Raw genomic sequence first — 10,861 nt, forward strand, 5'->3', positions numbered from 1 at the left:
CCGCTTCCCACCGGCCCTCGCACGGGTGCATGATCCGGCCATGTATGAACCGCAGTCGCCCTCCCAGCCCTCCCAGCCCTCGCACCCCTCCCAGGCCTATCTGTCCACCGTGGCCGCCCGTCTCGCCGCCGACCAGTGCCGGACCTGGTGGGAGGAGTGGGCCGGGGTACCGGTGCTCGTCGGGCGCCGGGCGGACTTCAAGTGGCGCTGGATGGGGACGAAGCTGCACCTGTTCACGGTGGCGGCGGCGGTCCAGGAGATAACCATCCCGACCATCGAGACCTTCACCGACCAGGTGCTGACGTACGCGAAGAAGACGAAGGGCGGGCTGCCGGCCGGGATCCAGAACGGCATCGGCGCGTTCCCCTTGCTGGTCAGCGACCGGGTGGACCCGGCGGCCATCCGCTGGGCCGAGGCCCAGCAGCGCAACAAGTGGGCCTGCATGGCCCGCCCCGTCGTGGTCGACAGCGCCCAGCAGTACGTGGGCACCTACCGCGGCACCCCGGCCATCGGCCTCGCCTACTCCTCGTTCTTCGAGGAGAAGGCCCGGCACTACTTCTACGGCTGAGCACCCGGTACGGCGGCCAGGCCCTCCGGGGCCAAGGCAGGGGCGGGGGCGAGGGCGGGGGCTTGCGGCGAACGCTCAGCAGGTCGAGTGGAACAGGCCACCGACGTGCTCGCCCCCGGCCGCCAGCCGGTTGTAGAGGTCGACGGCGGCCTTCGTCTCCTCGATGTGCACGGTGACACCCGCCTCCCGCAACAGCAGCGAGGACTCCGGCATCGTCCTCAGCCGCCGGTCCATGCCCTCGCTGAGGACGACGACCGTGCAGCCGCGGTCGAGGAACCGTCGTACGTCCGCGGGCTGGATCCCGGGCTCGTGCCGGGTGCCGTGCTCGTTCCAGTCCCAGGGGTGCCCTCCCCCGGGATACAGCACGAAGTCCTTGCCGTCCGCGAGCCCTTCGACCTCCATACGTCCCCATGAGACGTGTGTGATCAGCGGCGATCTCTCCATCGGCTCCCCCACCTTTCGGATGTCCCTCCCGGCCACTGCTGATCGGCCACTCCTGGTCAGCCGTTCCTGGTCAGCCGTTCCTGATCAGCTACTCCTGATCAGCCACTCCTCGTCGGCCGGCTCCCTCCGGAACCCCCGGGCCACCGAGGCCGCGACCAGGACCCACGCGCTGAGTACCAGGGTGAAGAAGGCCCAGGAGAGGGGCCAGACGGAGGCGTCCAGGGGCTCGGGGCGGGTGTGGAAGGAAAGGTACATCAGGGCGGCCGGCGGGACGGCGACCAGGAGCAACGGCCAGGCCAGGGCGTCCCGGTGGCCGAAGTAGGCCGCGAGGAGGAGCAGGACGAGGGCGAGGACGATCACGCCCACGACGGTCACGGGGGTGGTCTCCGTCAGCGAGCCCTCCAGCTCGGGCCGGTCGCGCAGATCCCAGGGCAGACAGAGGCGGTACGCGGCCGCGGCGAGCGCGGCACCGAGCAGGCGCGTCAGCCAGCGTTCCGGCCAGGGGCGCGTGCGCAAGGGGCGGAGCAGCTTCTCGGTCATGCGTACGAGGTTTCCCAAACAGCCGCCGCCCCGACAGAGTACGGATACTCAGTCCGCCTGAGCCACACAGCCGACCGCGCCCCCGAAAGGGGCGCGGGGAACCGCGCGACCAGCCCCCGCGGCGCCGCAGCCGACGAACAACTACACCCGGCAGCTAGGCGGAGCCCTTCGCCGACAACGGCTCCGCGATGTCCTCCAGCGACCGCCGTTCCGCGCGCACCGCGAGGAACGCCGCCACCAGCCCCGCCGCGCACATCAGCCCCGCGCCGATCTGGAAGGCGAGGACGGTGTCGGAGACGACGCCGGACTCGGTCAGCTCGGCGAAGATCAGCGGGCCGCTGATACCGCCGGCGGCCGTGCCGAGGGCGTAGAAGAAGGCGATGGCCATCGCGCGGGTCTCCATGGGGAAGACCTCGGAGACCGTCAGATACGCGCTGCTCGCACCGGCCGACGCGAAGAACAGCACCACGCACCAGCAGGCCGTCAGGGTCACCTCGTCGAGCGAACCCCGGCCGAAGAGCCAGGCCGTGCCGAAGAGGAGCACACCGGACAGCAGATAGGTCCCCGAGATCATGATCCGGCGGCCGACCGTGTCGAACAGCTTGCCGAGCAGCAGCGGGCCGAGCAGGTTGCCTGCGGCGATGACGGCGAAGTAGTAGCCGGTGTCGGAGGTCGGGACGTCGTAGAACGTGGTGAGGATCGCGCCGAAGCCGAAGGTGATCGCGTTGTAGAGGAACGCCTGCCCGATGAAGAGGGCGAAGCCGAGGACGGCGCGGCGGCGGTAGTGGGAGAAGACCGTACGGGCGATCAGGCCGAAGCCGACGCTCTTGCGCTGATGGACGGTCATCTCCCGGTCGGGCGGCGGCAGTTCGCTTCCCTTCTCCTCCGCGACCTGTTCCTCCACCTCGTCGACCAGCCGTTCGGCCTCCTGTTCCCGGCCGTGGATCAGCAGCCAGCGGGGGCTCTCGGGGACGTTCCGGCGGACCAGCAGGATCACCAGGCCCAGCACCACCCCGAGGGCGAACGTCAGCCGCCAGCCGACGTTCGCCGGGAAGAGGTCGGTGTTCAGGGCGACGATCGACAGCAGCGAACCGCCGATCGCGCCGAGCCAGAAACTGCCGTTGATGACGATGTCGACGCGCCCCCGGTACTTGGACGGGATCAGCTCGTCGATCGCGGAGTTGATGGCCGCGTACTCACCACCGATACCGAAGCCGGTGAGGAAGCGGAAGAGGAAGAACCACCAGGTGGAGAAGGAGACGGCCGTCAGCGCGGTGGCCGCCAGATAGACCACCAGCGTCACCATGAACAGCTTCTTGCGGCCGAACCGGTCGGTCATATGGCCGAAGAAGAGGGCGCCCGCACAGGCGCCCGCCACATACAGGGCCGCCGCCATGCCCGTGACCTGCGCGGAGCTGATCGGCAGCCCGCTGCCCTCCTCGGAGAGCCGCCCCGCGATGTTGCCGACGACGGTCACTTCCAGACCGTCGAGGATCCACACCGTGCCGAGGCCGATGACGATCGTCCAGTGCCAGCGCGACCAGGGCAGACGGTCAAGCCGCGCCGGCACGGCGGTCGTGATCACCCCTGCTGAACCCGGTGAACCCGGTGAACCCTGTGAACCCTGTGAACCCGGTGAATCCGGTGAATCCGGTGAATCCGATGGCTTCGGATCGGTGACGGACATGGGCTGCGGCTCCCTCCACGTCGGACGCACTCGGCCGAACTCCGCCGAACTCGGCCCGAGTGCCCCCACGAACAGGTGTTACGCCAGGTGTTACGCCCCCAGCGCCCGCGACACCGTGTAGATCAGCAGCCCCGCCAGCGACCCCACCACCGTGCCGTTGATCCGGATGAACTGCAGGTCACGGCCGATGTTGGCCTCGATCTTCTTCGTCGTGTGCTCGGCGTCCCAGCTCGCGACGGTCTCGGTGATGAGGGAGGTGATCTCCGCGCGGTAGGTGGTCACGACATGCACGGCCGCGCCCTCCAGCCACTTGTCCACCTTGGCCTGGGCGTTCGGCTCGGTCGCCAGCCGCGTGCCCAGCGAGAGCAGGGAGGCCCGCACCCGCAGCCGTAGCTCACTGCGCTCGTCCTCGGCGGCGGACACGATCATCGACCGTACGGCCGTCCAGGCGGAGGCGATCAGGTCCTGGACCTCGCCCCGGCCGAGCACCTCGCCCTTCAGCCGCTCCACGCGCGCCCGGGTGTCCGTGTCGGACTGGAGGTCGGTGGCGAAGTCGGTGAGGAAACGATCCAGGGCGCCGCGCGCCGGATGGGTGGGCGAGTCGCGCATCTCGGTGACGAAGCGGAGCAGCTCCTTGTAGACCCGCTCGCCGATCCGCCGGTCGACGAACCGGGGGGTCCAGCCGGGGGCGCCGCCCTCGACCGCGTCCATCACCTGCTCGTCGTGGAGGATCAGCCAGTTCTGGGCGCGGGTGCAAATCAGATCGACGGCCCTCCGGTGGCCACCGTCGACGACGATCTTCTCCAGCATCTTCCCTATGCCGGGCGCGATCTCCTGGGCGTTCGCCCGCCGGGTGATCGCCTCCCCGACGACCGCCTGCACGTCCGAGTCCCGCAGCACGGTCAGCGCGCCCCGGAGCGCGGTCGCCAGTTCGGCCGTCACCCGATCGGCGTTCTGCGGCTCGGCGAGCCAGGCGCCGAGCCGGCTGCCGATGCCGACGGCCCGCAGCCGCTGCCGTACGACGTCCTGGGAGAGGAAGTTCTCGCCGACGAACTCACCGAGCGAGACGCCCAGTTGGTCCTTCTTGGTGGGGATGATCGCGGTGTGCGGGATGGGCAGCCCGAGCGGATGCCGGAACAGCGCGGTCACCGCGAACCAGTCCGCCAGCGCGCCCACCATGCCCGCCTCGGCCGCCGCCGCGACATAACCGGCCCAGGCGCCCGCGCCCTCGTGCGCGGCCCACTTGGCCAGGACGTACACCAGCGCCACGAACAGCAGCAGCCCGGCCGCGATGAGCTTCATCTGGCGGACGCCGCGCTGCTTCTCCTCGTCGGCGGCGCTGAAGGTGGTCATGGTGCGGTGCGAGGCGCGCGGCTCGCCGGTCCCTGCCGCATCCGCCGACATCGCGGCCGTCGCCCGCGCCGTCGACGTCGCCGCCGTGTCTTCCGCATTCGTACGGTCGTCCATCACTCCACCCGTTCCTGTCCCCCGTACTCACATTGTCCGTTCTTCGGCGCTTCGACTCTTGGTGACGTACTCCATAGACCCACTGAGACCTACTCCTGGAACGGAACAGGAGTTCCCCGCGTCTGTCCGGGCGGGGGAACCGATGGGGGTTCCGACAAGCAGCCCTCACCCCATGACGCATGATGGGGTGATCACATCGGAGCCTCGGGGCTCCACAGCCCGAGGAGTAACACACCGCATGACCAAGCAGCACGGTTATGCACTTCTGGCGGCCATCGCCGCCCTGGTCGTGGCGATCTCGGCCGCGATATACGTCGGCGTCGGCATCGACGACGGCTCCCAGCGCCAGGAGACGTTCACCCGCGCGCCCCGCAACAGCGCCGCGCCCGCCTCGACCGGCGCCTGGGTCGGTGCCTGGGCGGCCTCGCCGAGCGGGTCGGAGCCAGGCACCGAGCAGGCGGGCCTGGCCGGCCGTTCGGTCCGCAACGTGGTGCACACGACCGCCGCCGGTACGAGTGCCCGGGTCACGCTGTCCAATCTCTACGGCCAGCAGCCGCTGACCATCACCCACGCCTCGCTCGCCGTCGCCGCCGCCTCGGACACCCCGGCCGCGGCGGCCGAGACCATGCGCCGCCTCACCTTCGCGGGCAACCCGACGGTCGTCATCGCCGCAGGTCAGCAGGTGGTGAGCGACGCCGTACGGGTGGCCATCCCGCACGGCGGCGACGTACTGATCACCACCTACTCACCCACCCCGTCCGGCCCCGCGACCTACCACGCGCACGCCCGGCAGATCTCGTACACCGCCGAGGGCGACCGGGTGGCGGACGTCACCGGGGAGCCGTACACCACACAGACACTCCACTGGCGGTACGTCACCGCGCTGGACGTGCTGAGCAACGAGTCCGACGGCACGGTCGTGGTCCTCGGCGACTCGCTCACCGACGGCATCACCTCGACGGTCAACGAGAACCGGCGCTGGACGGACGTCCTCTCCGGCCGGCTCCGCGCCGCCACCGGCTCCTCCGGCATCCCGCGCTACAGCGTCGTCAACGAGGGCATCAGCGGCAACCGCGTCCTCACCGACGGCAACGGCCGCCCCGCCGAGAACCCGAGCGGCCTCTCCCGCTTCCAGCGGGACGTCCTCGGCCGGACGGGTGTCAAGGCCGTCGTCATCGACCTCGGCGTCAACGACATCCTCAAGAACCCCGGCCGGGCCGACCCCGAGGCCATCACCGAGGGCCTGCGCCGTCTCGTCGACCGGGCCCACGCCCGGGGCCTGCGCGTCGTCGGCACCACCCTGATGCCCTTCCACGGCCACCGGGGCTACTCCGACCAGCGCGAGTCCGTCCGCCAGGCCGTTAACGCCACCATCCGCTCCGGCAACGTCTTCGACGCCTACGCCGACTTCGACAAAGCCCTCCGCGACCCCTACGACCCCCGAAGTCTCCGCCCCGACTACGACTCCGGCGACCACCTCCACCCCAGCGACCGCGGCTACGAACGAATGGCAAACGTCTTCGACCTACACCAACTGAAGGGCGCGGTACCGGCGGAGCTGTAGCCACTCGGGGGCGATCCGAGGGCGATCCGGGGGCGCGGGGAACGGCGCAATCCTTTTGGGGGCGCGGGGAACGGCGCGTCCTTTCAGGGGCGCGGGGAACGGCGCAATCTTTAGGGGCGCGGGGAACTGCGCAATCTTTTAGGGGCGCGGGGAACTGCGCGAGCAACCACGACGCACCCGCACCCGAAAGCCGGCCTAGTACTCCCGCCTCCGCTCCCGCTCCTCATCCCGCCGCTCCCGCAGAGCGTCCCGCACCTGCTCCATCGCATCCCGATGCGCCTCACGCATCTCGTGCGCGTGATCACGATGGGACGCACCCAACTCCCGCCGCGCCTCACGCCGTTCCACCCGCTCCCGCCGCCGCGCCTCCTTCAACCGCTGCCGCTCGGCCTTCGGCACCTTCCGCTCGACCCCGACCCCGCCCCAGAACGCGAACCCGGTGAGGATCACCCGCGGAGCGCCCGGCTCCCCCGGCACCCCTTCCTCGCCATGGTCGAACCCGCCCATGATCCCGATGCCCCGGACCACGACCTCGACCCCGGGCGGCACGATCACATTGATCCCGCCCATGATCGCCACGCAGTTGATCGTGACCTCACGCTCCGCGAAGACCGCGTCCCGCAGATCCAGCTCCCCGCCGCCCCAGAACGCGAAGCAGTCGAACCGCGCGGGCACGGTCCACCGCCCCTTGCGCTCGAACCCGGACATGATCGCCACGCCCCACGTGGACGTCCCCTCGCCCCCGACGATCCGCTCCGGCCAACTCGCGTCCGCCGCAGGCCCCTTGACCAGCGAGACGGACGCCGACGACACCGACGACGACGGCACCACGACCGGCGGCGCCACGGTCCCCGCCCCGGGCAGATCCCGGGTGATCGGCGCCAGTTCGCCGTACGTCCGCGCCTTGTACGTCGCGTCCAGCCGCTCCTCGAACTCCTCCATGTCGAGCCGCCCCTCCGCGAGGGCGTCCCGCAACTGCTCGGAGACCCGTTCACGATCGGCGTCGGAGGCACGAAGATCCGCGGCGGCCGGAAGATCCGGCGTGTCGTCCGTCATACGATCAGCCTACGAGGAAGCCCCGCACGGTGCTACGACACAGCCGACCCCGACTCCCCCAACCGCTCCGCAGCCTCCTCCGCCGCCGATTCCTCCGCGACCCGCTCCGCCTGCTGCGCGTACATCTGGGCGATCACGGCCTCGATGTCCGGCTCCCGCACGGAGAGGTCCACGAGCGGATACGCGGACGCGATCCGCGCCACCAGCGGCGCCGCCGACTCCGACGCCGGGAACGCCAGCCACTGCCGGGGCCCCTCCACCCGGACGACCCGGGCGGGCGCGGCCTCGATCGGCGGCAGTTCACGCTCCAGGTCGACGACGAGGGTGCGCTCGCTCTCGCCCACCTCGTGCAGCCCGGTCAGCGGCCCGTCGTACATCAGCCGCCCGTGGTCGATGACCATCACCCGGCGGCACAGCTGTTCGATGTCCTGGAGGTCGTGCGTGGTGAGCAGCACGGTCGTGCCCCGCTCGCTGTTCAGCTCCCTGAGGAACTCCCGGACCTTGGCCTTGCTGATGACATCCAGTCCGATCGTCGGCTCGTCCAGATACAGCACCTCGGGGTCGTGCAGCAGGGCCGCCGCGATGTCCCCGCGCATCCGCTGGCCGAGCGAGAGCTGCCGTACGGGCACGTCCAACAGCGCGCCCAGTTCGAGGAGTTCGACACAGCGGTCGAGGTTCTCGCGGTAACGGGCGTCGGGGATGCGGTACATGCGGTGCATCAGCCGGTAGGAGTCGATGAGAGGGAGGTCCCACCACAAGGTCGTACGCTGCCCGAACACGACACCGATACGACGGGCCAGCCGCGTCCGCTCCCGGGACGGGTCGATACCGGCGACCCGCAGCCGGCCCCCGCTCGGCGTCAGGATGCCGGTCAGCATCTTGATGGTGGTGGACTTCCCGGCGCCGTTCGGCCCGATGTAGCCGACCATCTCCCCTCGCGCCACGGTGAAGGAGATCGAGTCGACCGCCCGCACCTCGCGCCGCTCCCGCCGCAGGAACCCGGTCTTCTTCCGGACGTCGAAGACCTTCTCCACCCGGTCGAGCTCGATGAACGCACTGAACGCACTGTCTGTCACGGCCGACTCCGACTCCCTAGCTTCCTGTACTCCGGTACGAACGCAGGCCCGCCCGCCAGGCGACCCCCGCCAGCGCGCAGCAGGCCACGCCGACCAGCGGGGGTGTGAAGGCGGTCCAGGACGGCAGGTCGAGGGGGTAGGGGCGGCCCAGGACGTACAGCCCGGGCACCCAGTTGACGAAGGCGAGCGGCAGGACGAAGGTCACCCCGCGCAGCAGGTCCTTGGCGAAGAGGGCGGGCGGGTACTGCAGGAGGGTCGCACCGCCGTACGTGAACGCGTTCTGCACCTCGGAGGCGTCCTGCGCGACGAACTGGAAGGCCGCGCCGCCGACGAACACCGCCGCGAAGATGAGCCCGCCGCTGCCCACCATCAGCGGGATCATCAGCACCTTGGCCGGGGTCCAGGCGATGTCGAGCGTGGTCAGGGCGTACCCGAGGACGAACAGGCCCTGGGTGACCCGGCCGAGGCGGCGCAGCGCGAACTTGTCCGCCGCGACCTGGGCGAGCACGGGCACGGGTCGTACGAGGAGGGTGTCGAGCGTGCCGTCGCGGACCCTCCGCCCCAGCCGGTCCATCGAGCCGATCATCAGGTCGGCGAGACCGAAGGCAACGGCGGAGGTGCCGTACAGCAGAGCGATCTCGGGGAGGGAGAAACCGCCCAACTCGTCGACCTGGGAGAACATGAGCAGGATCGCCACGAAGTCAAAGGAAGTCGCCGCGAAGTTGCCGAACGTTGTCATGGCGAAGGAGGCGCGGTAGGCCATCGTGGAGCGGATCCACATGGCGGCGATCATGCGGTAGGCGCGCAGCCCGTCCCGTACGCGGTCGGCCGGGCCGTACGCGTCGAAGGGGTTCCCAGCCGTTCGACCGGCCCTGGTATCCGTTGTATCCGTCCGCTCGTCGAGGTCAGCCACCCTGGACCACCACCTTCCGGGTCGCCGCCGACTGGATGAGCCGCCCGACCGCGAGCAGTACGGCCGCCCAGGCGAGCTGGAAGGCGTACGTCGCCCAGGGGTCGGCCTCACCGAGCAGGACGTCGGCCGGGGCCTGGAGCAGCGCGGACCAGGGCAGGAGGCGGGCGAGGTCGCCGAGGGCGCCCGGGAAGACATTGAGCGGGAGGAGCATCCCGGAGAAGAAGACTCCGGTGAGCCAGGTGATCTGCATCGCTCCGGCGCCGTCGAGGAGCCAGAACGCCCACAGGGCGACGATGTACCGGATCGCGAAGCTGACGAGGGCGCCGAGGGCGACCGCGACGAGGCAGGCGAGCCAGGGCAGGGGCCCGTCGGGCAGGGCGAGGTCGAAGAAGAGGGCGCCGCACACCATGGGGACGACACCGCGTCCGAGCAGCTGGAACAGGGCGCGGCCCATGTCGGCGGCGAGCCACCACAGCTGGAGGTCGACGGGCCGGTACAGGTCCACGGCGATGTCCCCGGTCCGGATCCGTTCGATCAACTCCTCCTCGAACCCGACACTCCCCAGTACCATCACCGCGAACATGGCCTGGCCGACCCAGACATAGGTGAGTGCCTGGGCCTGGTCGTAGCCGCCGAGGTGGGGCTTCTCGTGCCAGAGGGCCAGGTAGGTGTATGCGAGGATGAAGCCGAAGACCGTGTTGGTGAACACCCCCGCCGCGGTGGCCACCCGATATGTCGCGTACCGCCTGAAACCACCGGCGGCGACGGCGGCGTACAACCGCCCTGTGCCCACGAGGAAACCCCCATCCGCTGCGAAGAGTTAGGCGAAAGGCCGAGGCCTGGACCGATTCGGGCCGAAGCGAAGGAGCCTAGTCCGCGGCCGGAGGGGCCTGCCATGCGTTTTCGGGGGCGGACGGTGGCGCTCGTGGGGTGCGCGTGGGGTGTGAGGGGGACGTCACGGGATCCGGGAACGGATCGAACAGTACGAGAGTCTTTACTCAGGGGTTCAGAACCGGCCCGGAGCGGGCGTAAAGCGTACGAGGCCGTACGGAAATGAACGTACGACGCGAAAACAGGAGCACCGCAGCACGATGAGCGACGAGCCGCAGCCGAAGCGGAACGGCCCGGGCTGGGCACCGAGGGATCCGGAGCGCCGCACTCCGGGGTCCGGTGACAACGAGGCCAAGGGAAACACCGACGGCACGCCCCCGGGCACCGCCCCCGGGGCCCCGCCCTCCCCCGGAAGGCCCAAAGCCACACCCGCCAGCCCCTCGGGCCCGGGGCCCGAGGGACGACCCGCCGGCCAGCCCGGCTCGACGTCCGGCGGCAGGGCCGGTGGGCAGCCCGGCTCGACGTCCGGCGGCAGGTCCGGCGGGCAGCCCGGCTCGGCGTCCGGCGGCAGGTCCGGCGGGCAGCCCGGCTTGGCGTCTGACGGGCAGTCGGGGCCGGCGGGGTCCGGCGGCAGGGTCGGTTCGCACTCCGGCTCGGTGGCCGGGGGGCGGGGCGGCTCACAGGCGGGCACCGCGTCCGGGGGACGACCCGGTGG

Annotated in this window: 10 protein-coding genes; 2 read left to right on the forward strand and 8 right to left on the reverse strand. The window is 70.6% G+C overall.

All coding sequences use genetic code 11. From position 1 onward, the window contains the following. Positions 1–40: 40 nt before the first annotated feature. Complete coding sequence (locus ACZ7MG_RS29370) at positions 41–568, forward strand: levansucrase (protein WP_471393269.1); 528 nt, start codon at positions 41–43, stop codon at positions 566–568. 75 nt (positions 569–643) lie between these two features. Here ACZ7MG_RS29370 and ACZ7MG_RS29375 read toward each other — a convergent pair whose 3' ends face one another. The 4 genes from ACZ7MG_RS29375 to ACZ7MG_RS29390 all read right to left on the reverse strand — a co-directional run bounded on the left by ACZ7MG_RS29375 (position 644) and on the right by ACZ7MG_RS29390 (position 4,643). Beyond that, a complete protein-coding gene (locus ACZ7MG_RS29375) occupies positions 644–1,012 on the reverse strand; it encodes an Mth938-like domain-containing protein (protein ID WP_471393266.1) in 369 nt (122 codons plus the stop codon). Positions 1,013–1,096: 84 nt separating this feature from the next. Beyond that, a complete protein-coding gene (locus tag ACZ7MG_RS29380; protein ID WP_471393264.1) occupies positions 1,097–1,552 on the reverse strand; it encodes a hypothetical protein in 456 nt (151 codons plus the stop codon). 154 nt (positions 1,553–1,706) lie between these two features. Beyond that, positions 1,707–3,239 carry an MFS transporter gene (locus tag ACZ7MG_RS29385; protein WP_471393262.1) on the reverse strand — a complete coding sequence of 511 codons (1,533 nt, stop codon included), beginning with the start codon at positions 3,237–3,239 and terminating at the stop codon, positions 1,707–1,709. A gap of 90 nt (positions 3,240–3,329) precedes the next feature. Next, positions 3,330–4,643 carry a DUF445 domain-containing protein gene (locus tag ACZ7MG_RS29390; RefSeq protein WP_471393385.1) on the reverse strand — a complete coding sequence of 438 codons (1,314 nt, stop codon included), beginning with the start codon at positions 4,641–4,643 and terminating at the stop codon, positions 3,330–3,332. A 301-nt stretch (positions 4,644–4,944) separates the two neighbouring features. Here ACZ7MG_RS29390 and ACZ7MG_RS29395 point away from each other — a divergent pair, with 301 nt between their 5' ends. Further along, positions 4,945–6,270 (forward strand): SGNH/GDSL hydrolase family protein, encoded by a 1,326-nt coding sequence (locus ACZ7MG_RS29395; RefSeq protein WP_471393259.1) that lies wholly within the window; start codon positions 4,945–4,947, stop codon positions 6,268–6,270. Between the two features lie 195 nt (positions 6,271–6,465). Here ACZ7MG_RS29395 and ACZ7MG_RS29400 read toward each other — a convergent pair whose 3' ends face one another. The 4 genes from ACZ7MG_RS29400 to ACZ7MG_RS29415 are packed head-to-tail and all read right to left on the reverse strand — an operon-like array spanning position 6,466 to position 10,108. Beyond that, positions 6,466–7,326, reverse strand: coding sequence for a DUF1707 SHOCT-like domain-containing protein (locus ACZ7MG_RS29400; protein ID WP_471393256.1), 861 nt, complete (start codon positions 7,324–7,326; stop codon positions 6,466–6,468). 32 nt (positions 7,327–7,358) lie between these two features. Continuing rightward, positions 7,359–8,402, reverse strand: coding sequence for an ABC transporter ATP-binding protein (locus ACZ7MG_RS29405; RefSeq protein WP_471393255.1), 1,044 nt, complete (start codon positions 8,400–8,402; stop codon positions 7,359–7,361). 16 nt (positions 8,403–8,418) lie between these two features. Then, positions 8,419–9,315, reverse strand: coding sequence for an ABC transporter permease (locus ACZ7MG_RS29410; protein ID WP_471393252.1), 897 nt, complete (start codon positions 9,313–9,315; stop codon positions 8,419–8,421). Then, positions 9,308–10,108 (reverse strand): ABC transporter permease, encoded by an 801-nt coding sequence (locus ACZ7MG_RS29415; RefSeq protein ID WP_471393249.1) that lies wholly within the window; start codon positions 10,106–10,108, stop codon positions 9,308–9,310. Before ACZ7MG_RS29415 ends, ACZ7MG_RS29410 begins: the two co-directional genes overlap by 8 nt. Positions 10,109–10,861 lie beyond the last annotated feature (753 nt).

Source organism: Streptomyces sp. NPDC107538, from assembly GCF_055657445.1.

Excerpts from the sequence above, each read along its gene's own strand:
- ACZ7MG_RS29370 (WP_471393269.1), top strand. The coding sequence starts at position 41 with ATGTATGAACCGCAGTCGCCCTCCCAGCCCTCCCAGCCCTCGCACCCC.
- ACZ7MG_RS29375 (WP_471393266.1), bottom strand. The coding sequence starts at position 1,012 with ATGGAGAGATCGCCGCTGATCACACACGTCTCATGGGGACGTATGGAG.
- ACZ7MG_RS29380 (WP_471393264.1), bottom strand. The coding sequence starts at position 1,552 with ATGACCGAGAAGCTGCTCCGCCCCTTGCGCACGCGCCCCTGGCCGGAA.
- ACZ7MG_RS29385 (WP_471393262.1), bottom strand. The coding sequence starts at position 3,239 with ATGTCCGTCACCGATCCGAAGCCATCGGATTCACCGGATTCACCGGAT.
- ACZ7MG_RS29390 (WP_471393385.1), bottom strand. The coding sequence starts at position 4,643 with ATGTCGGCGGATGCGGCAGGGACCGGCGAGCCGCGCGCCTCGCACCGC.
- ACZ7MG_RS29395 (WP_471393259.1), top strand. The coding sequence starts at position 4,945 with ATGACCAAGCAGCACGGTTATGCACTTCTGGCGGCCATCGCCGCCCTG.
- ACZ7MG_RS29400 (WP_471393256.1), bottom strand. The coding sequence starts at position 7,326 with ATGACGGACGACACGCCGGATCTTCCGGCCGCCGCGGATCTTCGTGCC.